The sequence below is a fragment of the Parasediminibacterium sp. HNIBRBA5674 genome (assembly GCF_056745525.1).
Window position 1 is genome coordinate 65,552 of the sequence record NZ_JBQWIE010000002.1, and the last position, 24,823, is coordinate 90,374.

22 protein-coding genes are annotated in these 24,823 nt (G+C 36.9%); 18 read left to right on the forward strand and 4 right to left on the reverse strand.

The genetic code is table 11. From position 1 onward, the window contains the following. The first annotated feature begins 59 nt into the window (after positions 1-59). From ACT9TX_RS01720 to ACT9TX_RS01735, 4 genes are all read left to right on the forward strand, one after another. Positions 60-1,568, forward strand: coding sequence for a cryptochrome/deoxyribodipyrimidine photo-lyase family protein (locus ACT9TX_RS01720; protein ID WP_481336459.1), 1,509 nt, complete (start codon positions 60-62; stop codon positions 1,566-1,568). A 65-nt stretch (positions 1,569-1,633) separates the two neighbouring features. After that, positions 1,634-2,254, forward strand: coding sequence for a hypothetical protein (locus ACT9TX_RS01725; protein ID WP_481336461.1), 621 nt, complete (start codon positions 1,634-1,636; stop codon positions 2,252-2,254). Between the two features lie 76 nt (positions 2,255-2,330). After that, positions 2,331-2,579 carry a DUF4157 domain-containing protein gene (locus tag ACT9TX_RS01730; protein WP_481336463.1) on the forward strand — a complete coding sequence of 83 codons (249 nt, stop codon included), beginning with the start codon at positions 2,331-2,333 and terminating at the stop codon, positions 2,577-2,579. Positions 2,580-2,642: 63 nt separating this feature from the next. Continuing rightward, on the forward strand, positions 2,643-3,158 hold the full coding sequence (locus tag ACT9TX_RS01735; RefSeq protein ID WP_481336465.1) for a hypothetical protein: 516 nt from the start codon (positions 2,643-2,645) through the stop codon (positions 3,156-3,158). A 225-nt stretch (positions 3,159-3,383) separates the two neighbouring features. On the opposite strand, the gene ACT9TX_RS01740 is transcribed toward ACT9TX_RS01735, so the two are convergent. Both ACT9TX_RS01740 and ACT9TX_RS01745 read right to left on the reverse strand, forming a co-directional pair. Continuing rightward, a complete protein-coding gene (locus tag ACT9TX_RS01740) occupies positions 3,384-3,890 on the reverse strand; it encodes a hypothetical protein (protein ID WP_481336467.1) in 507 nt (168 codons plus the stop codon). A 38-nt stretch (positions 3,891-3,928) separates the two neighbouring features. Further along, a complete protein-coding gene (locus ACT9TX_RS01745; protein WP_481336469.1) occupies positions 3,929-4,381 on the reverse strand; it encodes a GNAT family N-acetyltransferase in 453 nt (150 codons plus the stop codon). A gap of 291 nt (positions 4,382-4,672) precedes the next feature. Here ACT9TX_RS01745 and ACT9TX_RS01750 point away from each other — a divergent pair, with 291 nt between their 5' ends. Next, positions 4,673-6,169, forward strand: coding sequence for an NAD(P)/FAD-dependent oxidoreductase (locus tag ACT9TX_RS01750; RefSeq protein ID WP_481336471.1), 1,497 nt, complete (start codon positions 4,673-4,675; stop codon positions 6,167-6,169). A gap of 121 nt (positions 6,170-6,290) precedes the next feature. On the opposite strand, the gene ACT9TX_RS01755 is transcribed toward ACT9TX_RS01750, so the two are convergent. Further along, entirely contained in the window at positions 6,291-6,845 is a 555-nt protein-coding gene (locus tag ACT9TX_RS01755; RefSeq protein WP_481336473.1) for a YqgE/AlgH family protein, read from the reverse strand. A 166-nt stretch (positions 6,846-7,011) separates the two neighbouring features. Between ACT9TX_RS01755 and ACT9TX_RS01760 the strand changes: the two genes are divergently transcribed. Beyond that, positions 7,012-8,340 (forward strand): sensor histidine kinase, encoded by a 1,329-nt coding sequence (locus ACT9TX_RS01760; protein WP_481336474.1) that lies wholly within the window; start codon positions 7,012-7,014, stop codon positions 8,338-8,340. A gap of 80 nt (positions 8,341-8,420) precedes the next feature. Here the strand turns inward: ACT9TX_RS01760 and ACT9TX_RS01765 are convergent, their stop codons facing one another. Further along, positions 8,421-9,644: an S-adenosylmethionine:tRNA ribosyltransferase-isomerase gene (locus ACT9TX_RS01765; RefSeq protein ID WP_481336476.1), complete on the reverse strand. Its 1,224-nt coding sequence runs from the start codon at positions 9,642-9,644 to the stop codon at positions 8,421-8,423. Positions 9,645-9,899: 255 nt separating this feature from the next. Here ACT9TX_RS01765 and mraZ point away from each other — a divergent pair, with 255 nt between their 5' ends. The 12 genes from mraZ (at position 9,900) to ftsA (ending at position 24,729) form a co-directional block, all read left to right on the forward strand. Further along, positions 9,900-10,352, forward strand: coding sequence for a division/cell wall cluster transcriptional repressor MraZ (gene mraZ, locus ACT9TX_RS01770; RefSeq protein WP_481336478.1), 453 nt, complete (start codon positions 9,900-9,902; stop codon positions 10,350-10,352). Between the two features lie 5 nt (positions 10,353-10,357). Further along, positions 10,358-11,299 carry a 16S rRNA (cytosine(1402)-N(4))-methyltransferase RsmH gene (gene rsmH / locus ACT9TX_RS01775; RefSeq protein ID WP_481336480.1) on the forward strand — a complete coding sequence of 314 codons (942 nt, stop codon included), beginning with the start codon at positions 10,358-10,360 and terminating at the stop codon, positions 11,297-11,299. Positions 11,300-11,356: 57 nt separating this feature from the next. After that, positions 11,357-11,704 carry an FtsL-like putative cell division protein gene (locus ACT9TX_RS01780; protein WP_481336584.1) on the forward strand — a complete coding sequence of 116 codons (348 nt, stop codon included), beginning with the start codon at positions 11,357-11,359 and terminating at the stop codon, positions 11,702-11,704. A gap of 22 nt (positions 11,705-11,726) precedes the next feature. Beyond that, positions 11,727-13,838 carry a penicillin-binding protein gene (locus ACT9TX_RS01785; RefSeq protein WP_481336482.1) on the forward strand — a complete coding sequence of 704 codons (2,112 nt, stop codon included), beginning with the start codon at positions 11,727-11,729 and terminating at the stop codon, positions 13,836-13,838. Continuing rightward, positions 13,838-15,301 (forward strand): UDP-N-acetylmuramoyl-L-alanyl-D-glutamate--2,6-diaminopimelate ligase, encoded by a 1,464-nt coding sequence (locus ACT9TX_RS01790; RefSeq protein WP_481336484.1) that lies wholly within the window; start codon positions 13,838-13,840, stop codon positions 15,299-15,301. The genes ACT9TX_RS01785 and ACT9TX_RS01790 overlap by 1 nt, the downstream gene beginning before the upstream one ends. Before the next feature lie 138 nt (positions 15,302-15,439). Then, complete coding sequence (gene mraY, locus ACT9TX_RS01795; protein WP_481336486.1) at positions 15,440-16,750, forward strand: phospho-N-acetylmuramoyl-pentapeptide-transferase; 1,311 nt, start codon at positions 15,440-15,442, stop codon at positions 16,748-16,750. Positions 16,751-16,874: 124 nt separating this feature from the next. Beyond that, the gene (murD, locus tag ACT9TX_RS01800) at positions 16,875-18,269 is read left to right on the forward strand and encodes a UDP-N-acetylmuramoyl-L-alanine--D-glutamate ligase (protein WP_481336488.1); all 1,395 of its coding nucleotides are present in this window, start codon (positions 16,875-16,877) and stop codon (positions 18,267-18,269) included. 74 nt (positions 18,270-18,343) lie between these two features. Then, complete coding sequence (locus tag ACT9TX_RS01805) at positions 18,344-19,654, forward strand: FtsW/RodA/SpoVE family cell cycle protein (protein ID WP_481336490.1); 1,311 nt, start codon at positions 18,344-18,346, stop codon at positions 19,652-19,654. Between the two features lie 6 nt (positions 19,655-19,660). After that, on the forward strand, positions 19,661-20,797 hold the full coding sequence (gene murG / locus ACT9TX_RS01810) for an undecaprenyldiphospho-muramoylpentapeptide beta-N-acetylglucosaminyltransferase (protein ID WP_481336491.1): 1,137 nt from the start codon (positions 19,661-19,663) through the stop codon (positions 20,795-20,797). A 34-nt stretch (positions 20,798-20,831) separates the two neighbouring features. Then, positions 20,832-22,226 carry a UDP-N-acetylmuramate--L-alanine ligase gene (murC, locus tag ACT9TX_RS01815; RefSeq protein ID WP_481336492.1) on the forward strand — a complete coding sequence of 465 codons (1,395 nt, stop codon included), beginning with the start codon at positions 20,832-20,834 and terminating at the stop codon, positions 22,224-22,226. Further along, positions 22,226-23,260, forward strand: coding sequence for a cell division protein FtsQ/DivIB (locus ACT9TX_RS01820; RefSeq protein ID WP_481336493.1), 1,035 nt, complete (start codon positions 22,226-22,228; stop codon positions 23,258-23,260). Before murC ends, ACT9TX_RS01820 begins: the two co-directional genes overlap by 1 nt. An 89-nt stretch (positions 23,261-23,349) precedes the next feature. Beyond that, entirely contained in the window at positions 23,350-24,729 is a 1,380-nt protein-coding gene (gene ftsA / locus ACT9TX_RS01825; protein WP_481336494.1) for a cell division protein FtsA, read from the forward strand. Positions 24,730-24,823: the final 94 nt, after the last annotated feature.

The window sequence follows — 24,823 nt, forward strand, 5'->3', positions numbered from 1 at the left end:
TTTAGCGGATAAAGCGGATTATTATTTAGCAATAAAATAATTGTCTTAATAGATAGTAAGTGCTACCTCGCATCAATATTGTTTGGTTTAAAAAAGATTTGCGCTTGCAAGATCATTTGCCATTGGCGCAAGCCATTGCTTCGCAAAAACCTACATTATTACTGTTTGTTTTTGAGCCATCAATAATGGCGGCAAATGATGCGGATGACAGGCATTTTAGGTTTATGTATCAAAGTGTGATGCAGTTACAAAAAGCCTTACAGCCTGTAGGTGCTACTATTGTCATTGCACATTGCGAGGTGCTTGAGGCATTGCAAATATTGCAGCAACAGTCTTGTATTGATACCATTTTTAGCCATGAAGAAACTGGTAATGCAGTCAGCTTTGCAAGAGATAAAGCAGTGGCAAAATTTTGTAAAGCACAACAAATCACTTGGAAAGAATATCCTACAAATGGCGTTATCAGGCGATTAAAGCGTAGAACAGATTGGAATAAAAAATGGTTAGCCACAATGGAACAACCACAAACGGTTGTAGATATTACCCAGCTAACATCTGTAATCCTCAAGCAAGAAAAAAAAGACTTATTGTTTGTAAACCCTTTGCCTGAAAGCATTACAAGCGCTAATGTTAATTTTCAGCCGGGTGGTTTTTTGTATGCAGAAAAATATTTGCAAAGCTTTTTGTACGACAGAAAAGCCAATTACATGAAAGCCATTAGCAAGCCGCTAGAAAGCCGAAAAGCTTGTAGCCGTTTGTCGCCATACTTAACTTATGGTAACTTGAGTATGCGACAAATATACCAAGCAGCACAGCAGGCTAAGCAAGCAACAGGCGATAAACGCAATATCAATTTTTTTACTAGTCGACTTATTTGGCATTGCCATTTTATACAAAAATTTGAGAGCGAATGCGCCATGGAATTTTATAACCTAAATAAGGGGTTTAATGCTATTAGAACAAACGTTGATGAAGCTAAATTATTGGCTTGGCAGCAAGGCAATACTGGCATTCCTTTGGTAGATGCTTGTATGCGTTGCTTACAACAAACAGGCTATCTTAATTTTAGAATGCGCAGCATGCTCGTAAGTTTTGCTACACATCATTTATGGCTGCCTTGGCAAGCGATAGCACCGCATTTGGCTAAGCTGTTCTTAGATTACGAGCCCGGTATTCATTACCCACAAATTCAAATGCAAGCAGGTACAACAGGTGTAAATACCATTCGTATGTACAACCCTATTAAGCAAGGGCAAGACCACGACCCAAAAGGCATTTTTATTAAGCAATGGTTGCCACAACTAGCAAAAGTGCCTGAACCTTTGATACACGAACCATGGAAAATGAGTTCACTTGAACAACAATTGCTAGGCTTTCAATTAGGTGTTGATTATCCTTTGCCAATTGTATCGGTAGAAGATGCTGCAAGATTTGCTCGTAACGAACTCTGGCGTGTGAAAAATAGTAACGAAACCAAGCAGTTAAATGGTGCTATACTTAAAAAGCATACCCAACGGAAAAGTGTAAAAGAGGAAATGTTACGCTTGCCAGGTGTAGATTTTGAGTAGATATCTTGCCAGTAAATGGGCATCTCTTTAATTGTATATTTGATGGCTTATCTAATTTTTGTTCAATGAAATTATTTCTATTACCTCTGTTTTTGTTTTTTGCAAAACCGTTATTGTCGCAAGTTGATACTGCTTCCCAAAAGTTGATTTTCTACGATGATTTTACAGCCTTAAAAAATAATTGGACACTTGGCGAGAACAAATACGAATCTTGTAAACTAGAAGATGGTTTGTATTTTTTAACCTCTAAAGGCCATGCTTATGGCGAAACATTGCCTATTGTAATTGATACAAAAAAAGATTTTGAGATTGAAGCTTCTATTAAACTAGTAGATGGTAGTGCAACATTTAAAAATTATAGTAGTATGTTGTTTTGGGGCCGAGATAGTTTGAATGGTTACTATTTTACATTCGCAAAAGATGGTTTTGTATCCGTATCAAATTGTGCAGGTATAAGTACTAGAAATTGTACAGTATATGATGGCTCGTTACAGAAATCTAATCTTAATCCTCATGAGTTTAATAAGTTTACTATTCGCAAAATAAAACGCACCTACTATTTTCTTATAAACGATGTACAGTTTTATAAAATGCCATTTGTGCCTTTTTTTGGAAATAATATTGGTATGGGTGCTGGTCGAAAATCTACAATAGCAATAGATTACTTAAGGGTTGCTTATTTGTAAAAATTACCAGCTTTTAAAAATTAGAAATAATAGCGACTTGCATTACCACATTAAAATAGCTTCAAAAAGGGCTTGGTTGGCTGCCAAAATTCTAAAAGCCAAGCAAGTGGCTATTGTATTTGGCAATACCATTTACCTACACAATACTTCTAAAGAAACTTTTGAAGCCAATAAACCTTGGTTAAAGCATGAATTAAAGCATATAGAACAGTATCAACAATTGGGCTATTGGCGCTTTATACTGCTGTATTTACTAGAAACTTTACGAAATGGTTACTACAATAATCGTTTTGAGGTAGAAGCAAGGGCTGCTGAACTTGAGTAAAACACTTTGTTTATTAAAAAATACAGTTCAAATATGGCTTAATTCATTTATTGTTATAAATTTATGCAAACCAAAAAAACGATGGATTTAAGTTCGCTTGATATTTTACCTGATTGGGATGACGAACGCTTTAAAAGAGATAGAAGCAGTGAAGGCGACGAATGGAAAACCAATGAGGCAGACGCTATTGCAAAGAAAATGTACCAACAATGGCGTGAAGTGTTCAACTTGGTGTATGCTTATGCTGATAATTTAAGTACGGATGAAGAAGATGAGTTAACCAATGGTACTACCGTTAAACAGCTGATTTACCAAAATATTATGCTGATTGCACCTAAGATTTTAAGCGCTGCACGTATAGATAGCTACGTGCTTAAAATGGAAAATGCCAGCATTATTAGAAATAATTGCAAAGAAATGATGGATCAAGTAAGTGTGGCAGTGATGCTAGGCATTGCAGATGAACAGCACGAGGCAGTGATTGAAGAAACAGTTGTGGTATTTAGAGAGCTATTTAAACAATGGGTAGCCACTTTTAAAAAAGATGATTACGAAGACGAATGGGGTTTATTTATATAAAATGATAGATAATACTAGTTACCTTTAATACAAAGCTAGTTGCGACAAATTGACTTGTAAAAACGTAACTGGGCATTCGGAAAATACAACTGGGTGCTCGGAAAACATAACTGGGCACTCTGAAAACGTAACTAGACGCTTTTTTGTGACAACTTGGCGCTAGTTTTGGCCAACTGGATGTTTGTAAAACCTAACTAGGTTTACGATAAGTATAACTGCCTTTATTTACATTAAATCTATAATTCGTCCATCTTCTACACGGTAAGGGCCGTTTAACTCAGGATTTTCTCTAATGGCTATTTCAATGTCTAAAAAGCAATTGTAAAAATGTTGCGCCAATAACTCTTCATCACCTGTTTCCCAATATTCGCCTTCATCGGTTACTTGTAAGTTAATAAAGTAATCTTGTATTTCTTGTAGCAGTTGTACTATTTTAACGTGTATAATCGTATCTGCAAATTGTGTTTTACAATATTCTTGCAAGTAATTATTCTCGTCAAACTCTAGTAGTAATGGGTCTGAAAATTCATGAGGCTGAATAGTAATACCTCTTGTAGCGCCTACATAATCCCAATCTTCATCGTCTTTTACACGCTGCAATAGCTTGTCCTTTGCTTCAAAAAAAGAAAATGTCATCGCATTGGTTTCTGCAAAAGTTTTTGCCGCCAACATTACCTTGTCATAATCTGCATTAGACCTTAATTGTCCTTCAAAATGTATTGTTACGCCCATGTTTTACGTTTTTTAGATGGTTACTATCTATTTGATTTCTATTCTGCTTTCTTAATCATCTCAATATGGTCTATACCATCTTCATCATATACATCGCTTGTTTGTATAAAACCAAAGCTTTCGTAGAAAGCTTTTAGGTATAGTTGTGCGCCTATTTTAATATCGCCATTACCCAATAATTGGTAACAAGCTTTAATGGCTTCTTGCATCAAAGCTCTACCTGCACCTGTGCCTCTGTAAGCAGGGCTGCACACCACACGGCCAATGCTCATTTGTACATAAGCTGTGTTTGGGGCTAATAATCTTGCAGAGCTAACCAAGTTATCACCATCGTAACCAAGCAAGTGGTGGCATTTTTGGTCTTTATTATCCATATCTAAAAACACACAATTTTGTTCTACCACAAAAACCTCGCTGCGTAGGCGTAGCAAGGCATATAGCTGCGTGTTGCTGAGATTATTAAAGTGAAGGCATTGCCATTGTAGTTGCATAAGTAGTTGCTGTATTACTTGTAGAAAGGCAACAAAGCTATTGTGCAAATTGTTAGCTGCATTGCGGTACGGGTTTTATTTTGCATTTTTGCCCACATTTTGAGAGAAGGATAGGAACACTGATGACACAGATTGGATGGATTTGCAGGATTTATTGGCGTCTCGCAGATAGTACAGATTTCGCAGAAATTAAAAAAGATGCTTAGAAATTGATACTACAAAGTAAAGTGACAATCTATCTAATCCATTTAATCTCTCTAAATCAAGGTTCAGACAAACAAAAAACAGAACATGCAGAAAAAAGTAGCCATCATTGGCGCAGGGCCTGCCGGGTTAACGGCGGCTTATTTATTGGGTAAGGCAAATGAAAGTGTGGTTGTGTTTGAGAAAGACCCTAAATATGTAGGCGGTATTTCACGTACAGAAACCTACAAAGGCTACAGTTTTGATATTGGCGGTCACCGTTTTTTTAGCAAAAGCAAAGAAGTAGAAGATTTTTGGACGGAGATTTTAGGCGATGAAATGCTAGAACGCCCAAGAAGTAGCCGTATTTACTACAATAAAAAGTTTTTCTCTTACCCTTTAGTGGCTATGGAAGCATTGCAAAAACTAGGTATTTGGGAAAGTGGTTTGTGTGTGTTGAGCTATTTACAGGCTAAAATCAGTCCTGTTAAAAACCCTACCAATTTTGAAGATTGGGTGGTGAATCAGTTTGGTAGACGTTTGTTTAATATTTTCTTTAAAACCTATACTGAGAAAGTTTGGGGCATTCCTTGCAACGAAATTTCAGCAGATTGGGCAGCGCAGCGCATTAAAGGGTTAAGCCTTAGTAGCGCTATTATGAATGCGGTTTTTAAACCAAAAAAATCTGCTAGTGGCGATAAAGACAAGGTGATTAAAACCTTGATAGACAGTTTTAGATACCCGAAAAAAGGCCCAGGTATGATGTGGGAGGTTTGTGCTGAAAAGTGCAAAAATATGGGAGTAACTATTGAAATGAACTGTGGTGTAATTGATGCAAAGTTGACCGATGGCAAATGGAGCGTTACCACTACTGATGGTAGAACGCTTGATGGTTTTGATAATGTGGTTTCTACAACACCAATGCGTGAATTGATTGGTTTTACGCAGCCTACTTTGCCAGGTGATGCTTTGAAAGCTGCACAAGGATTGAGTTACAGAGATTTTATTACGGTTGTTTTAATATGCAGAGATGAAGATGCATTTAACGATAACTGGATTTATATTCATGATCCAAATGTGAAAGTAGGTCGTATTCAAAACTTTAAAAGTTGGAGCCCTTACATGGTGCCAGATCCAGAAATGGCTTGCTATGGGTTAGAATATTTTTGCTTTGAAGGTGATGGTATGTGGACGAGTAAGGACGAAGAATTAATTGCATTAGCCAAAAATGAAATTGAACAAATTGGCCTGACTAAGCAATCTGCTGTTGTAGATGGCTATGTGGTGCGCCAACCAAAAGCTTACCCAGTGTACGACCATACTTATAAAGAAAATGTAGATGAAATTAGAGATGCGTTAAAAGCATATCCTGGTTTGTACTTGGTAGGCAGAAACGGTATGCACAAATACAATAATCAAGATCACAGCATGATGACAGCAATGTTGGCTGCCAAAAATATTATTGCTGGCCAAGAATTATTTGATGTGTGGGACGTAAATGAAGATGCAGAATACCATGAAAGTGGTGATAGAGGTGCAGAAGACGATCATGCATACGACAAAGCAGGTATTATTGGTAGAATGGTACCGCAGAAAATACATTAGTACCTACTGATTTTTTAACAGCTGATTGTTTTGATTTGAAAGATTGGCTATGATAATAAAACAGGCTGTCTCATATTTTGAGATAGCCTCTTTTATTTTGTATTTAACCCAATTAAAGAAGCTAGTTGAGTTGTGGGTCTAGTGGATAATTAGGCATTAATTCGTATTCACCACCCAAGCCCTTTAGTGCATCTTTCCATATTAATTCAGGCTTGGTACTAAATACCAGTTTACTATTGGCAGCACGAATAATCCAACTTTTCTCTGCTATTTCCTCTTCAAGTTGGTTTGTGCCCCAACCGCTGTAACCAATAAAAAAGCGAATATCTTTTTCAGTAAGACTACCAGTTTTCAGTAATGCCCTTACTTGTTCAAAATTGCCGCCCCAATAAATGCCATTGCCTATATCTGTGCTTTCATCTATAAAATCAGGGCAGGTGTGTATAAAGTGGATGCTATTTTTTTGAACAGGCCCTCCTTCATACACAGGAAAATTAATACCTTCTAAACCTTCTACTAAATCGCCAATACCAAGTTCAAATTGTTTGTTAAAAACAAAGCCCACACTGCCTTCAGCGTTATGCTCGCAAATGATGACTGCGGTTCTTAAGAAATTAGGATCTTTTAAAAAAGGGTCAGAAATAAGAATGACACCTGTTGTTAATGCTTCAATCATGCAAGGAAAATAGTAAATTTTGCTACACGAAAGCAATTTTTTGTGCGGTATTCTGTCGGTTGTTTAGTTTTTGTTTTATTGCTATTTGTTGAATGGCAATACTAGCCTACACTTTACAATTATCTATACCAAAGTTTTAACACTAGTTAGAATTATATTTGCCAAGATGAAAAGAGCTTTACCCCTAATAGTTGTATTAACATCGTTGTCTTTTTTAGGACTTATATTGTTACAGGCGTCTTGGCTTAAGAACTTACTTGAAGTTCGTGAAGCCCAATTATTTTCAAAAATTTATAGTGCAAGTACAGAAGTAGCTGTTGACCTAGCAAAAGGTAATGGCAGCGCGCCGTTGATTAAAACACCAAAACGTATGGGCTTTGGTAGATTTAATACTGATATATCTAGACTAATAAAGCCCCCAACAGTAGAGGAACGTTATTCTACAACTGATGTTTTTAACAAACTTAAAAATGTGTACGAGGGTAGTGAACTTAAAAATCTACATTTTGAATTTGCCGTTATTAATGGCTCGGCAGATTTAGAAATGCGCTCTAATAATTTTGAAACTGAATATTACGATACGCTACATAATAAACGACTGTTTATAGCTATTGCGCCAGAAAGTGCAAGCGATTTAGAAGGTATTGGTCCTTTTGAACACCTAATAGTAATAGTGCCAGATTTTAAAAAACAAGTTTGGGGTTCTTTACGTTGGATAATTGCAGGTGGTGCAGTGTTTATGTTAGTAATTTTTGCTGCTTTTTTTGTAACACTTAGAACCTTGTTTAATCAAAAGAAGCTGAGTGAAATCAAAAGTGATTTCATCAATAATATGACGCATGAGTTTAAAACACCTATTGCCACCATATCGCTTGCTGTAGATGCTATAAAAAATGAAAAGGTACAAAACGATAAAGAAAAGCTAGCTTATTTTACTGGCATTATTAAGGAAGAAAATAAGCGCATGAACAAGCATGTAGAAACGATACTACAAGCAGCTTTGCTAGAAAAGCAAGAGTTGCAATTGCAGTTGGTTGACCTTCATATTCATGACACGTTACATCATATCTTGGATAATTATGTACTACAGTTAGAAGATAAAAATGGTAAGGTTGACTTACAGCTAAATGCTAAGAACGATGTTGTTCAAGCAGATGAAGTACATTTTACCAACTTGATATCTAACTTAATAGATAATGCCATAAAATACAGCAATGATAATGTGCACATTAAAATTACCACACACAGTACCAATAAGTATTTTGTAATGAGCGTTCAGGATAATGGTATAGGTATGAGTAAAGAAAGTGTAAAACGCATATTTGAGAAATTTTACCGTGCCCATACAGGTAATGTTCACAATGTAAAAGGCTTTGGTCTAGGCATGAGTTATGTAAAAACTGTGATAGATGCGCATAAAGGCAAAGTGAAAATTGATAGTGCAATAGGTAAAGGCACTACGTTTACAGTTGAAGTACCTTTTCGCCAAGCGTAAAAATGCTAAACGAGAAAGGTGAAACGTGAAATGTTCTATGTAGTAAAATTGATTTTACGTTTGACGTTTCACCTTTCACTTCATAATTCCTTCATCAATAAACAACCATCACCATAGCTTAAAAAGCGGTAATCGTTATTAAGTGCATGGTCGTAAATCATTTTCCAATTATCACCAACAATAGAAGCGATTAACAGCAGCAAGGTTGATTGTGGTTGGTGAAAGTTGGTAACCAAACCTTCAGCAACTTGCAATTGATAGCCCGGTGCTATAATGATTTGTGTTTTGGTAATCAAACGCTCAAGTTGTTTGGCTTTCATCCAATTTGCCAAAGCTGTCAAGGCATCTTCTAGAGTTATGTTTTGTGGTAAATCGTAAGCGTCCCATTGTGAAATTGTTGGTACTATTTCACGTTTCACGTCTTTCGTTTCACCTAATTTCACACCTAACCAATACAAACTTTCAATGGTTCTAAGTGATGTTGTACCTACTGCAATAATTGGTTTAGGATGATGCTGAATTAAATGTTCAATCAATTCAATACGCACATCAATAAATTCTGTGTGCATTTCATGTTCATCCATTGTAGCGGCTTTAACAGGTTTAAAAGTACCTGCGCCAACATGTAGTGTTACAAAGTCTCTTTTAATGTTTTTATCATCTAGCTTCTTAAACAATTCTTCTGTAAAATGCAGGCCAGCAGTAGGTGCAGCAACGCTACCGTCGTGCTTGGCATAAATTGTTTGATAAGTGCTTCTGTCTGCCTCTTCTGCGTCTCTATTTAAGTAGGGTGGCAAAGGTATTAAACCTGCTATGTGCAGTATTTCAGCAAATGTTAAATCCTCATTATTCCAACTTAATTCTATTATAAAACAATCAGGTAACTGCGCTACTTTCTTAACTTCAATTGTTGTACTATCGTTAATTGTTTTAGTTAGCGATGTTTCTTTCCATTTTTTTGCACCGCCTACTAAACATTTCCAAAGCACCCTACCCTTTTGCAGCATAGCAGTGGTAATATTAGCATATTGTTCGTGCGGTTCTAAGCAAAATATTTCTATCTGTCCACCAGTTGGTTTTGTAAAAATGAGTCTTGCTTCTACAACTTTGGTATTATTAAAAATGAGTAAGCTATCGCTTGGTAAATGCGCATCTAAATGTTTGTACTGACTTTCTGAAATTTTCCCACTTTTAAACACCAAAAGCTTGCTTTCGTCTCTTTTTGGTAGTGGATGCTTCGCAATTTTTTCATCTGGTAAATGGTAGCTAAAGTCAGTTATTGACAATTTTTTCGGATGAATCATTTTACTTCAATCTTTTTAAATAGTTGATTTTCAATTTTATTTTACAATTAAACACCTTTAAATCACAGTTGTGCACACTCTATTCACACGAAAAAGTGAAAATATAGTGCCATTTGCCCTGAAAGGCAATACTGTATTGCCTTTCAGGGCATAAAATACTGTGGATAAATACAAACTCTTAGAATTTGTATTTCCAGTGGGAAATTGTGTTATTTTGTGTTAAGAAATGGTAATTCTTAACACAAATTCTCTAACATGGTAGGTTTTCACGGTGAATATGAAGCAACAGTCGACTCAAAGGGTCGCTTCTTGCTGCCTAGTGCCCTGAAAAAACAATTGCCAGAAGGGGAAAATCGTTTCATCCTTTCTAGAGGATTTGAAAACTGTTTAACCCTTTATCCTATGAAAACATGGGAGGCGATTTTAGAGAAGTTTAAAAAATTAAACCAATTCGACCCAAAGGTAAGACAGTTCACTCGTCAGTTTTTGAATGGTGCTACTGAAATAGAATTGGATAGTGCAGGAAGAATGATGTTGTCTGCATCTTTTAAAGCTTACGCAAGCATTACAAAAGATGTGGTGATAGCTGCAACGCTAGACAAGTTTGAAATATGGGATGCTGTTAAATATAATGAGGCAATTAGCAAGTTGTCGGCAGAAGACTTTAGCAATTTGGCAAACGAAGTAATGTCTGACGACAAAACGTAAAAGCTATGAGTGATTTGCAAAACATAGAACAGCAGCCTGCGCATTTAGATTATCACGTGCCTGTGTTATATACAGAAACACTTGATGGCCTAAATATTAAAGCAGATGGTGTGTATGTTGATTGCACGTTTGGTGGTGGTGGGCACAGCAGAGGTGTTTTAAAAAGTTTGGGTGAAGCTGGTAAGTTGATAGCTTTTGATCAAGATGCAGATGCGATAAAAAATATACCTGAGGATAGTAGAGTTACGTTTGTGCCGCAGAATTTTCGCCATTTGCAACGCTTTTTACGCTTGCATAAAGTGAGTAAGGTAAATGGTGTGTTGGCAGATTTGGGTGTAAGTAGTCATCAGTTTGATGAAGGTGAGAGAGGGTTTTCAATTCGCTTTGATGGTCCACTTGATATGCGAATGGATCAGCGGCAAAGTTTAACGGCTGCAACTATTGTGGCTACATATTCTGAGCAGCAATTGCATAAAATGTTTGAGCAGTTTGGTGAAGTGAGTAACTCTAAAACATTGGCAAAGCATATTGTAGAAGCGAGAAAACAAATGCAGGTGCAAACCATTTTACAGTTTAGGGCAATGATTAGTCCTGTTGTAAAAGGTAATCCAAATAAGTATTTGGCCCAAGTATTTCAGGCTTTGCGAATAGAAGTAAATGCAGAAATGGAAGCGCTGAAAGACATGTTGTTGCAGTTGAATGATGTGGTAGAAGTGGGTGGAAGAGCTGCTATTATTACGTTTCACTCGCTTGAAGATAGATTGGTGAAGTTGTTTTTTAAGAATGGTGATTTTGAAGATGAGGCTGATGATAACCCATTTGTGCAACATACGAAAGTGCAACGCTGGAAATTGATAACAAAAAAACCAATTACAGCTACAGCAGATGAGTTGAAGAAAAACACAAGAAGTAGAAGTGCAAAGTTGCGAGTGGCAGAAAAGATATAACCGCTGATTAATAGTGATAAAGCGGATTTGCTATGATTTTAAAATTTAAAATTGAGAGTGACAGAAAAGCAAGACTATAGTCATCAAGTGAAAGAGAAGAAAACAGCTTTAAAAGCTGTTAGAGATAGCATTGTTGGTGGTAAATGGATTGCTAAAAACTTGAACTTCTTTTTGTTTTTATCGGTTTTGGCTATTGTGTATATCGCTAATGGTCACATGGCTGATAGGGCAATACGAGATATTAATAAAACGCAGAAAGAGATAAAGGAATTGCAGTACGAATATAAGACGATAAAAAGCGAGGTGATGTTTAAGAGTGAAGAGGTGCAGGTGTTAAAAGCGGCAGAGCCATTGGGGTTAAAGATTAGTAAAGAGGTGCCGCAGCGTTTGGTAAGTGAAAAATAAGATTGCTTAATTGTTATTATAAATGGACGTAAAAAAAGACATACTATGGCGGGTGTACTTAAGCTACATCGTAATGGTGATAATATGTCTAGCCATTTTTGCAAAAGCATTTTACATACAACAGGTACAGGGCGAAAGCTGGCGCAGCATGAGCGATAGTTTGCATCAAAAAATTGAAGAAGTAGATGCAGAGCGAGGAACGATTTACAGTGAGGATGGTCAAATGTTGAGTACGAGTGTGCCAAAATTCAATATCTATATAGACTTTGCCGCTGATGGCTTAAGAGAGAAAAGTGGTGTATGTTTTAGAGAAAATGTGGACAGCTTATCTATCTGTTTGGCCAATTTGTTTAACGATAAATCGGTAGGCGATTACAAGCGTTTGCTACAACAAGGTTTTAAAAATCGTGATAGATATTACTTATTGCAAAAAGGGATTTCTTATCGTCAGTATGAGACTTTGAAGCAATTTCCTTTGGTGCGTTTGGGGAAAAATAAAAGTGGTTTTATAGTAGATGAGCAAACGATTCGTTTAAATCCATACAAATTATTGGCTTATAGAACAATAGGTTTAGATAGAGAAAATGCGCAAAAAATTGGCTTGGAAAAAACCTATGACACTTTGCTGAAAGGTACAACTGGCAGGCGTTTGGTGCGATATATAGCTGGCGGTGCAAGTATACCTGTTGACGATGAACAAATAGAGCCAGAGAATGGAAAAGATATTGTAACCACGTTGGATGTTTTTATACAAGAGGTAACAGAAAATGCTTTGATGAAGATGATGGTAGGTAACGAGGCAGTGCATGGTTGTGCTATTGTAATGGAAACAAAAACTGGTAAAGTAAAAGCAATTGCTAATTTGGGTAGAAGGCAAGATGGTACTTATTCAGAAGATTATAATTATGCGATTAGTCCATCTGAACCGGGTTCAACATTTAAGTTGGCTACCATGATGAGCTTGCTTGAGGATAAAAAAATTACACTGAATAGTGTGGTGAATTTGAATGGTGGTTCATGGCCAATAAATGGTCAAACAGTGTTTGATTCTGAGCAGCATGGCAAGTTTGATGTAACGGTAAAAGATGCATTTGCATTGAGTAGTAATGTAGGTATGGCAAAATTGGCATTAGCTAGTTATGGTAACAATCCTAGGCGTTTTATCCAGCATTTGCATGATATGCACTTAGATACTTTAACTGGTATTGATATTACTGGTGAACGTAACGCTGTGATACCAAAGCCTGGTACTAGAAATTGGAGTTCTATTTCATTGCCATGGATGGCTTTTGGTTACAACATAGAAGTGACGCCATTGCAAACAGCTACATTTTATAATGCAGTTGCTAACGGTGGCAAAATGATGAAGCCTTATCTATTAAGCGCAGTGAAAGAAGAGGGTGAATTGATAAGTGTGAACGAGCCGAAGGTATTGATAGATAAAGTTTGTAGCGATGCTACAATACAGCAGTTGAAGGCATGTTTAGAAGCTGTATGTACTGATGGTACTGCAAAAGAGCTCTTTAAAAATTCTACTTACAAAGTGGCTGGTAAAACAGGTACCGCATTGGTGGCAGATGGTAATAGAGGTTATGCTGATCAAATTTATCAAACATCGTTTGCTGGTTATTTTCCTGCAAATGACCCACAATACACAATAGTTGTGGTAATTAAAAATAAGCCTAAAGCTGTTTTACATTATGGTGCAACTGTTGCTGGTCCTGTGTTTAAAGAGATAGCTGATAGATTATACACTAACTATGTAAGGCAGGTTAATTATACAAATGCTAATAAGAAGGTAGATAGTACAAATGCTTTTTACTATACAGGCTCAAAGCAAGATATAAAGCACTTGGCTAGCAATTTACAACTTGGTTATAAAGATGTTGGTATTGTTACTGATGAATGGTTAGATGTGAATGTAAATAAAGGTGCTGTTGGCTTTTTAGCTAAGCCACTAGATGTAAAAACAATGCCACAGTTAAAAGGTATGGGGCTAAAAGATGTAGTGGTGTTGTGTGAAAATATTGGATTGAAGGTATCTGCTAAAGGAAAAGGAAGAGTCGTGAATCAATCCATATTGCCAGGGCAATCGTACGCAAAAGGACAAATTTTAAACATAGAACTTAATTAATGCAAACACTACAAGACATACTATACAAGGTGCATTTGCAGCAAGTGCAAGGTGCTACTAATATTCAAGTGTCTGCTATTGTTATAGATAGTCGTAAGGTAGTTGCAGGTTCTGTATTTGTTGCTATTAAAGGCTTGCAGAGTGATGGTCATACTTATATAGCTAAGGCGGTGAGTCTTGGTGCAGTAGTAATTGTTTGTGAAGTAATGCCTGAAACTTTTGTAGATGGTATTACATACATACAGGTGAAAAATAGTAATGAAGCCGTGGCTTTTATGGCAAACAATTTTTATGGCGAGCCATCATTGCGTACAAAGCTTGTAGGCGTTACAGGTACTAATGGTAAAACAACCATAGCAACTGTGCTTTTTAAATTATTTACACAACTAGGTTATAAATGTGGTTTGATTAGTACCGTACAAAATCAAATTGCAAATGACATAATACCAGCTACACATACAACGCCAGATGCAGTAAGCTTAAATGCTTTGTTGCATCAGATGGTTGAGCAAGGTTGTTCGCATGTATTTATGGAATGCAGTAGCCATGCAATTCATCAGCATCGGATCACTGGTTTGCAATTTACAGGTGCGTTGTTTAGCAACATTACACATGACCATTTAGACTATCATAAAACCTTTGATGAATACATTAGGGTAAAGAAAAAGTTCTTTGATGATTTGCCTTCAAATGCTTTTGCAATAAGCAATGCAGACGATAAGCGTGGCGAAGTGATGTTGCAAAATACCCATGCTAAAAAGTATTTCTACAGCCTTAAAACAATGGCTGATTTTAAGGGGAAAATATTGGATAATGCATTAACGGGTTTGCAAATGACCGTTAATGAAATGGAAGTGCATTTTAGATTGATTGGTGAGTTTAATGCCTACAACTTGTTAGCTGTATATGGTGCAGCAGTTTGCTTAGGTGAAGATAAATATGAAGTGCTTACCGCATTAAGTATGCTTACTGGTGCAGAAGGGCGTTTTGATTATGTTATTAGTAAGCAATTAATCATTGGTATTGTTGATTATGCACACACACCTGATGCTTTAGAGAATGTATTGGCTACCATAAAAAAGCTACGTAAAGGTCATGAGCAAGTAATTACAGTAGTAGGCTGTGGTGGCGATAGAGATAAAACCAAGCGGCCAATTATGGCACAAGCTGCTTGCGCACTAAGCGATAAAGTGATTTTAACAAGCGATAATCCAAGAACAGAAGATGCTGCTGCTATTTTGGCTGATATGGAACAAGGTTTAGATAGCGCAGGTAGAAGAAAGTCGCTAACGATTGCTGATAGGAAAGAAGCCATTAAAACAGCTGTGAGTTTGGCAAGAGAAGAAGATATCATTTTGGTAGCAGGTAAAGGGCATGAAAAGTATCAAGATATCAACGGCATAAAACATCCTTTTGATGATAAACAAGTGTTGAGAGAGATGTTTGAATTGCTTGAAAAATAGATGCCCCCTTTGTCCTCCTAAAGAGGAGTTATTGACGGGTAATTTATCAAGGTTAAGATGTTGAAAATATTTATCACAGTTAAAAATTAAGCATCTAAAATTCCCCCTTTGGGGGATTTTAGGGGGCTAACAGCTATTATGTTATACCATTTATTTACATGGCTAGATAAGCACTTTGAAATTCCTGGCTCAGGGTTATTTCAGTTCTTAACGTTTCGCATAGCGATGGCTGTATTGTTGTCTTTAATCATTGCAACAGTATATGGTAAGCGTATTATTTTATTGCTTCAAAAAAAACAAATTGGTGAAAGTGTTAGAGACTTGGGTTTAGAAGGTCAAGCGCAAAAGAAAGGCACACCTACAATGGGCGGTATCATTATTTTATTAAGCATTTTAATACCAACCTTGTTGTTTGCCAATCTAGATAAAGTGTATATCCGCTTAATGGTATTGTGTACAGTTTGGCTAGGTGTTATAGGCTTTTTAGATGACTTGTTTAAAATACGTGCAAGGCAAGCTGCTAAAGCAAAAGGTGAGGCTTATAAGAAAAAAGATAGTGATGGTTTGGCTGGTATTTCCAAGATCATTGGCCAGGTTGGTTTAGGTATTATTATAGGTACTACACTATATTTTAGTAATGCTGTAACTGTAGAAAGAGAAGTGTTTACATCACCGCAAGCACAATTGCAAAGAGGCGAGAAGCTAGCAAAAGATACCAATATCATTGTTCGTAAAATAAATGGTATTGAAAAAAGATTTGTAAAAGTGAAGACGCCGATTACAACAATTCCTTTTGTAAAAAACCATGAGTTTAATTACAGTAAGTTAATTACTTGGATGGGTAAAGGTGCTGAAGATTATACTTGGATTGTCTATATCATCATTGTTACGTTGATTATTACTGCTGTATCAAATGGTGCTAATCTAACCGATGGGCTTGATGGCTTAGCAGCTGGTGTTAGTGCTATCATAGGTATATGCATCGGTGTATTTGTGTACGTAAGTGGTAACTACATTTTTGCCGATTACTTCAATGTGATGTATATACCAAACCTTGGTGAGTTATCCATTTTTGTAGGTGCATTTGTGGGTGCTTGTATTGGGTTCTTGTGGTATAATGCTTATCCAGCACAGGTTTTCATGGGCGATACGGGTAGTTTGGCTTTGGGCGGTATCATTGCTTCACTTGCAATTATTGTACGTAAAGAATGGTTGATACCTATTTTCTGTGGTGTGTTTTTGGTAGAGAATTTAAGTGTGATTATTCAAGTGAGCTACTTTAAATACACGAAGAAAAAGTATGGTGAAGGTAGAAGAGTGTTTTTGATGAGTCCACTTCACCACCACTATCAAAAGAAAGGTTTTCACGAAAATAAAATTGCTATCAGATTTTGGATTATTACAGTATTGCTAGTTGTAGCAAGTATTGTGACGCTTAAGATTAGGTAGGCAAAGCTCAATAAAGAACAAGACTTTGAAGTGTGCGACGCAACGAAGTTGAATAGAATTACAAAAGCTGGTTAACAAAGAAATAGCCCCTAACCCCTAAAGGGGAATTATAAAAGGAAAGTAAATGCAGGAAACGAATATCCATATAAAAGATTCACAAAGCACCCCATCAGGGACGGGGGGGCATCGCCTTGTAATACTTGGCGGGGGCGAAAGCGGTGTTGGTGCTGCCTTGCTTGGTAAGCAGCAAGGCTATGATGTGTTTTTAAGTGATGGTGGTTTGCTGAAAGCTGCGTACAAACATGAATTGGTTGTTAATGGTATTGCATTTGAAGAAGGCCAACATACAAGCGACATTGTTCTTGCAGCAAATGAAATAGTGAAGAGCCCTGGTATACCTGAGAAGAATGAAATGATGCAAGCAATAAGGGCTAAAGGTATTAAAGTGGTAAGTGAAGTTGAACTAGCTTATAGATTTAAAGGCGATGCAAAAATTATTGCTATTACAGGTAGTAATGGTAAAAGTACTACAACGGCTTTAACGCATCACATCTGTATAAAAGCAGGCTTGGATGCAGCATTGGTTGGTAACATTGGCTACTCGTTTGCGAAGCAAGTAGCTGAAGACCCTAAGCCATATTATGTAGCAGAAATCAGTTCGTTTCAGCTAGATGATATAGACCAATTTAAACCAGATGTGGCCATACTATTAAACATCACAGAAGATCACTTAGACAGGTATGATTACAAGTTTGAAAACTACATAAACAGTAAGTTTAGAATCATAGAAAATCAAACGACAGACGATTATTTTATTTACTGTGACGACGACGATATAATACTGAATAAACTAAATACACTAACCATTAATTCTAACCCACTACCATTCTCAATGAAACACGAAATCAAAAAAGGCGGCTACATTAAAGGCGATCAAATGATGCTACGCATACAAGAAGAACGCGTAAGCATGAGCATTTACGATTTTGCCTTAAAAGGTAAGCACAACAACTACAACACAATGGCAGCAGGCATTGCAGCAACTACAATTGGTATTAGAAAAGAGAAAATTAGAGAAGCTGTTGCTGACTTTCAAAGTTTAGAACATCGTAATGAATTTGTAGCATCGGTACGCGGTGTAGAATTTATTAACGATAGTAAAGCTACCAATGTAAATAGCACTTGGTTTGCACTTGAAAGTATGAATAAGTCTACCATTTTAATACTTGGTGGTGTTGATAAAGGCAATGACTATAGCCTGATTGCAGACCTTGTAAAAGAGAAAGTAAAAGCGATTGTGTGCATGGGTAAAGACAATAAGAAAATTGTTGCTGCCTTTAAAAACATTGTGCCATCAATTATTGAAACAGACAATGCACAGGATTGTGTAAAAGCTTGTTTTAAAGTGGCTACAAAAGGCGATGCTGTTTTGCTTAGCCCTGCTTGTGCAAGCTTCGATTTGTTTAAGAATTATGAAGACAGAGGCAATCAGTTTAAAGATGCTGTAAAGGAACTGTAATAATTTACGATGTCTGATTTGGGATTTGTGATTTTTCCAATTAAACATCAAACATCTAAAATCATACTTCAAAAATGGTAGATACACTATTTTCTCAAATGCCTTCTGTACAAGGAATGCGAAGCCAACTGGCCTTGCGTACCCGTGGCGATAAGTTTATTTGGGGGATAGTGATTTTGTTAGCATTGATTTCGGTGTTGGTAGTGTATAGTGCCACTGGTTCCTTGGCATATAAAATGAATAAAGGCAACAATGAAGTGTATTTGTTTAAGCAAGTTGCTTTTATGATGATTGGCTTGGCATTAATTTACTTTATGCACCGAGTAAACTATACTATTTACAGTAAAGTGGCTTGGATATTTTTTCTCGTAGCAATACCATTATTGCTATACACATTGTTCTTTGGTACAGAAATTAATAAAGGTAGTAGGTGGATAAAACTACCTATTATCAACATGACATTTCAAACGAGTGACTTTGCAAAGTTGGCTTTGTTTATGTACCTGTCAAGAACCTTGAGTAAAAAACAGGAAGTAATTAAAGATTTTAAAAAAGGCTTTTTACCAGTAGTAATTCCAGTAGCAATTATTTGCGCTTTAATTATGCCGGCAAACCTGTCAAATGCTTTATTAACTGGTGCTACATGCTTGTTGCTCATGTTTATTGGTCGTGTAAGCACCAAGCATATTTTGCTAACAATTGGCATAGCAGCAATTCCTATTGCGCTTATTATAGGTGTGGCAGTATTGTTGCATGATGGTAAGCAAAAGCAACAACCAGTAAGAGAAACAACTACTGAAAACAGTAAGTTGTTTAAACGTTTTGATACTTGGGTAAAGCGTGTACAAGATTTTATGTACGCCAAAAATGAAGAAGTACCTTATCAGGTTCAGCAGGCAAAAATTGCCATTGCCAATGGTGGTATTTTGGTAGGCTTAGGGCCAGGTAATAGTCGTCAGCGAAACTTTTTACCACAAGCCTATAACGACTTTATTTATTCAATAATCATAGAAGAATATGGCTTGCTAGGTGCAGCTTTTATCATATTAATTTACTTGGTGTTCTTGTTTAGAGGCATCAGGGTTTTTAGAAAATGTCCTTATGCATTTGGTGCATTTTTGGCGCTAGCATTAAGCTTTACATTGGTCATTCAAGCAATAGCCAATATGGCCGTAAATGTAAATCTAGTGCCGGTTACAGGGGTTACGTTACCTCTAGTAAGTATGGGCGGAAGTTCGTTTTTATTTACATGTGCAGCCATCGGTATTATACTAAGTGTGGCACGAAATGTAGAGATAATGGAAGGCAAAGAACCTTTACCACAAACAGATTATTTACAGCCGCAAACGGTAGCCCCTAGCCCCGAAGGGGAACAAATAAATTGAGTATAAATGAGTGTACTAGATAACAATATAAAACCGACTCACAGCACCCCTTATGGGGCGGGGGGGCGTATCATCATTGCAGGTGGCGGTACTGGCGGACATATTTTTCCTGCCATAGCCATAGCCAATGCTATCAAGCAATTGCAGCCCGATGCGGATATTTTATTTGTAGGCGCAGAAGGTAAAATGGAAATGGAAAAAGTGCCACAAGCAGGTTATCCCATCAAAGGTTTAACCATTGTAGGTTTTAATAGAAGTTCTTTGATAAAAAATGCAGGATTACCACTTAAAATTATCAAGAGTTTTATACAAGTGCGTAATATTTTTAAGCAGTTTAAACCCACTGCCGTTATTGGTGTTGGTGGCTATTCAAGTTTTCCTGTATTACGTGTAGCTCAAAGCAAAGGCATACCAACCTTTATTCATGAGAGTAACTCATTTGCAGGTAAAGCCAATATGATGCTTGGTAAAAAAGCAACGAAAATATTTGTAGCTACTGATGGTATGGAATCATTTTTTCCAGCCAATAAAATAGTCGTTACTGGTAATCCTGTTCGTGCAAGCATTGCACACAGCAAGGTTACACAAGCCGAAGCATTATCATTCTTTGGCTTACAAAGCAATATTAAAACGGTATTGGTTGTAGGCGGTAGTTTAGGCGCTAAAAGTATTAATGATGCCATTGCTAATCATATTGAAACCTTCTCAGAACAAGGATTGCAATTGATTTGGCAGACGGGTAAAACAAATGCTGCGCATTATAAAACGCTAGCAAATGGTAAGCCTAATGTATGGGTAAGTGAGTTTATTACACAAATGGAAATGGGTTATGCAGCAGCTGACATTGTAATCAGTAGGGCAGGCGCTATGGCGGTAACAGAATTGTGCGTAGCTGGTAAGCCATCCATATTTGTACCTTATCCATTTGCAGCAGAAGACCATCAAACAGCTAATGCTATGGCCTTGGTAAACAAGAAAGCGGCGCTACTAGTAAAAGACAGTGATGTAAATGAAGCATTGATAAATGCAGTATTAGAACTCAGTAAAAATGAATTATCGCAACAAGTGTTGCAACAAAATATTAGTGCATTGGCTATTAAAAACGCCGATGAAGTAATTGCGAAACAAATCTTATACCCCTAGCCCCTAAAGGGGAACAATAAAAAGCGAATAGTAAATGAAGCCAAATAATAAAATAATTGATAAACTTCTTAACTCCCCTTCAGGGGTTGGGGGTATCTATTTCATTGGCATCGGTGGCATTGGTATGAGTGCTTTGGCAAGATATTTTCATTCGAAAAATGTAGTGGTTAGTGGCTACGATAAAACGCAAACACCGCTTACGAAAGCATTAGAAGATAGCGGTATTGCTATCCATTATCATGAAGATCTTGATGGCATACCTAAAGATGTAGATGCAGTTGTGTACACACCTGCAATACCTGCTAATCATGCAGAGCTAGTGTATTATCAAACCAATGGTTATACAGTAGTAAAGCGCAGCGATGTGTTGCAATGGATAAGCGAAAGTTCTTTTAATATCTGCATTGCTGGTACGCATGGTAAAACTACCACCACCTCAATGATAGCGCATATTTTAAGGCATACTGGCTATGGTTGTAATGCGTTTTTAGGTGGTATTGCTGCCAACTATAACACTAATTTTTGGAGCAGCGAGAACAATGTGGTGGTGGTAGAAGCTGATGAGTACGATAGAAGTTTTTTGAAATTAAGCCCTGATGTAGCCATCATTACATCAATGGATGCAGACCATTTAGACATTTATGGTACGGCTGAAGAAGTAGAAAATGCATTCATTCAGTTTTCACAAAAAGTAAAACCTGGTGGTTGTTTAATTACAAAGTATGGACTTACTAGGGCTAGTGAATTTACAGTGCCAGACCATTGTACATATAGTTTGAATGATAGCCTTGCAGATGTGCATGTGGACAACTTGCAGGTTGTAAATGGTAGCTATCAATTTGATGTGGTGAACTCATATTGGACAGTTGATAATGTGGTATTGCACATGGGTGGGCTACACAATATTGAAAATGCGATTGTTGCCATTAGTGTAGGAAAGTATTTGAAAATAGATAACGAAAAGATCAAAGCCGCTGTAGCTGATTTTAAAGGTGTAAAGCGCAGGTTTGAATACTTATTGAAGAATGATAAGCACGTTTTAATTGATGACTACGCACATCATCCTACAGAGTTAGAAGCATTGATAAGTGGTGTAAGAAGCTTGTTTGCTGATAAAAAGTTGACGCTTGTTTTTCAGCCGCATTTATTTAGTAGAACCAACGATTTGGCAGCTGAATTTGCAGCAAGCTTAAGCATGGCTGATGAGGTAATATTATTACCAATTTATCCTGCAAGAGAACTACCAATGCCTGGCGTTACAAGCGAATTGATATTGGATAAAATGACATTGGCTCACAAACAAGTATTGGCTAAAGAAGCCATGCTAGAATGGATGCAAGTAAACAAAGCTGAACTAGTGGTAATGGCTGGTGCAGGCGATATTGATACCTTATTACAACCTCTAAAAAATATATTGACAACTGATTAATGAACTGGAAAAAACGACTGGTACAAGTATTATGGCTGCTAGCTGGCATTGGAACAATTGTATTGTTTGGCGCTGCTATGCAACAGAAAAACCATAAAACTTGTGCAGGCGTTAAGGTGGAAATTACAGGTGTAGAAGATCATTTGTTTATTGATGAAAATGATGTGTTAGCTATTATCAATAGTAAATCGGTTGTTAGTAATCAAGCGACGAGTAAGATAGATTTAAGAGCCATTGAAACGGCTTTAGAAGCAACAGCTTGGGTAAAAAAAGCTGAACTGTTCTTTGATAACAAACAAGTGTTGCAAGTGAAAATTGTAGAGCGTCAGCCGGTGGCAAGAGTGTTTACTGCTGAAGGCACTTCTTTTTATGTAGATAGTAATGGCTTGCGACTACCGCTTAGCGAAAAGTTGAGTGCAAGAGTGCCCATGTTTACCAATTTTCCAAGTGATAGACCTGTTTTAGCAAAGCCAGATAGCTTACTGCTAGAAAGTGTAGTAGCCCTTGGTAAATACATAGTAGCAGATAGCTTTTGGATGGCGCAAACGGCACAGATTGCTATTACACCACAAGCAACATTTGAAATAGTACCAACGCTTGGTGACCAAATAATTGTTTTTGGCACAGCCGATGATTATGCAGCTAAGTTTAATAGGCTATACACGTTTTATAAAAAAGCTTGGGTGCAAAACGGCATTAATACTTACGAGAAATTGGACGTTCAGTATAATAACCAAGTGGTAGCTGTAAGAAGAGGTACGGCACAAATAGCTGTTGATTCTGCAAAGGCGAAAGCGATGTTGCAGATGAATTTAGATGCTTTGGTTACAGACTCAGTAAAAAATATTTCAACCCCTACAGTAAAAATAGATTCGTTAAAACCTAAAAAACAAACAGTTAGCATAGATGACAAAAAAAAGTTAGCCGATAATAAAATTAAGAATAATAAAAAGAAAGTAAATCCGTTATCAATAGTGAAGAAGCCTGCTTTAGCTAAACCAAAAGCAGAAATGAAGAAGCGTGGTGGGGGATAAAAGTTGATAAAAGGACAAAGCGATGCAGTGAGTGACACAACGAAGACACATTGAAAAACTAGAGGCTGACAAATAAATAAAGATATTTTATGACTAATAACGAGGCACCGATTATTGTAGGATTGGACATTGGAACTACCAAAATTGCTGCGATTGCAGGTCGCAAAAATGAGTATGGTAAATTAGAGATATTGGGCTTTGGACGTGCCAATAGTAATGGTGTGCAACATGGTCAGGTGTTAAATATTGATCAAACGATAAAGGCGATTCATCAGGCGTTGCAAAACTGCTATGATAGTAACCCTGAACTGGAGATAACTGAGGTGTATGTGGGGATTGCAGGGCATCATATTAAGAGCTTGCAGACACGTGGCGATATGGTAAGACAAGATGCTGATGTTGAGATTCAGCGTTTTGAAATTGAGCAATTAATCAGCAATCAACGTAAAACTTTTATACCTGCTGGCGACGAAATTATTGAAGTGATACCGCAAGAGTTTCATGTAGATAATATTCAAAACATTAAAGACCCAGTAGGATATAATGGTGTAAAAGTTGGTGCTAATTTTCACATCATTACTGGCGATAGAAATGCGATTAAAAACATTCGTCGTGCTGTAAATAGAAGCTCTTTAACTACTAAAGATTTGGTGTTACAACCACTTGCAAGTGCTAGTTCTGTAATGAGTGATATTGATATGGAAGCAGGTGTTGCCATTTTAGATATTGGTGGTGGTACTAGTGACCTTGCTGTATTTTATGAGGGTATTTTAAAGCATACAGCTGTGATACCGTTTGGTGGTGAGAATATTACCAACGATATCCGTTTGGGTTTAGGTGTATTAAAAAGCCAAGCCGAAGCGATGAAAGTACAGTTTGGTAGTGCCTTGGCAGATGAAGCAAAAGCCAATGCATTTATTACCATACCTGGTTTAAAAGGTATGCCTGCAAAAGAAATTAGTGTTAAAAACTTAGCACAAATTATTCAAGCTCGTATGAGTGAGATACTAGATTTTGTAAGCTATCATTTAAAACAAATTGGTTTAGATCAGCGCTCTTTAAATGGTGGTGTGATTCTAACAGGTGGTGGTTCGCAATTGAAACATTTAATTCAACTAACTGAATACACAACTGGCTTAAATGCACGTATTGGTTTGCCAAACGAGCACTTAGCACCAAACCACATTGATGAGTTGAAGAAACCAATGTATGCGACTTGTATCGGTTTAATATTAAAAGGTTATAGCGATTACGAGCACCAATACAAGCAGTTTACCGAAACCTTTAAAAGAGTAGAAATACCAAAGGTTTTAAAAACTGAAACAGCTGTAGAAATGCCAGAAGCAATAGCTGAAACACCCGTAGAAAAAGCAGTGGTAAAAGAAAGAGCAAAGTTGAAATTCTGGGATAAGTTTAAAGATAATTTGATAGACTTATTTAAAGAAGAAGAAGACCAAGTAATAAAATAAGTGTTTAAGTAGTTTAAATAGTTTATTGAGTTCAGTTAGTTTAAACTGCCAAACTTTCTAAACTAGCTAAACTTTTAAACTTCACAAGACCCTT

Bases quoted from the DNA above. Each gene is read 5' to 3' on its own strand.
- ACT9TX_RS01725 (WP_481336461.1), top strand. From the start codon at position 1,634: ATGAAATTATTTCTATTACCTCTGTTTTTGTTTTTTGCAAAACCGTTA.
- ACT9TX_RS01735 (WP_481336465.1), top strand. From the start codon at position 2,643: ATGCAAACCAAAAAAACGATGGATTTAAGTTCGCTTGATATTTTACCT.
- ACT9TX_RS01740 (WP_481336467.1), bottom strand. From the start codon at position 3,890: ATGGGCGTAACAATACATTTTGAAGGACAATTAAGGTCTAATGCAGAT.
- ACT9TX_RS01745 (WP_481336469.1), bottom strand. From the start codon at position 4,381: ATGCAACTACAATGGCAATGCCTTCACTTTAATAATCTCAGCAACACG.
- ACT9TX_RS01750 (WP_481336471.1), top strand. From the start codon at position 4,673: ATGCAGAAAAAAGTAGCCATCATTGGCGCAGGGCCTGCCGGGTTAACG.
- ACT9TX_RS01755 (WP_481336473.1), bottom strand. From the start codon at position 6,845: ATGATTGAAGCATTAACAACAGGTGTCATTCTTATTTCTGACCCTTTT.
- ACT9TX_RS01760 (WP_481336474.1), top strand. From the start codon at position 7,012: ATGAAAAGAGCTTTACCCCTAATAGTTGTATTAACATCGTTGTCTTTT.
- ACT9TX_RS01765 (WP_481336476.1), bottom strand. From the start codon at position 9,644: ATGATTCATCCGAAAAAATTGTCAATAACTGACTTTAGCTACCATTTA.
- mraZ (WP_481336478.1), top strand. From the start codon at position 9,900: ATGGTAGGTTTTCACGGTGAATATGAAGCAACAGTCGACTCAAAGGGT.
- rsmH (WP_481336480.1), top strand. From the start codon at position 10,358: ATGAGTGATTTGCAAAACATAGAACAGCAGCCTGCGCATTTAGATTAT.
- ACT9TX_RS01785 (WP_481336482.1), top strand. From the start codon at position 11,727: ATGGACGTAAAAAAAGACATACTATGGCGGGTGTACTTAAGCTACATC.
- ACT9TX_RS01790 (WP_481336484.1), top strand. From the start codon at position 13,838: ATGCAAACACTACAAGACATACTATACAAGGTGCATTTGCAGCAAGTG.
- mraY (WP_481336486.1), top strand. From the start codon at position 15,440: ATGTTATACCATTTATTTACATGGCTAGATAAGCACTTTGAAATTCCT.
- murD (WP_481336488.1), top strand. From the start codon at position 16,875: ATGCAGGAAACGAATATCCATATAAAAGATTCACAAAGCACCCCATCA.
- ACT9TX_RS01805 (WP_481336490.1), top strand. From the start codon at position 18,344: ATGGTAGATACACTATTTTCTCAAATGCCTTCTGTACAAGGAATGCGA.
- murG (WP_481336491.1), top strand. From the start codon at position 19,661: ATGAGTGTACTAGATAACAATATAAAACCGACTCACAGCACCCCTTAT.
- murC (WP_481336492.1), top strand. From the start codon at position 20,832: ATGAAGCCAAATAATAAAATAATTGATAAACTTCTTAACTCCCCTTCA.
- ACT9TX_RS01820 (WP_481336493.1), top strand. From the start codon at position 22,226: ATGAACTGGAAAAAACGACTGGTACAAGTATTATGGCTGCTAGCTGGC.
- ftsA (WP_481336494.1), top strand. From the start codon at position 23,350: ATGACTAATAACGAGGCACCGATTATTGTAGGATTGGACATTGGAACT.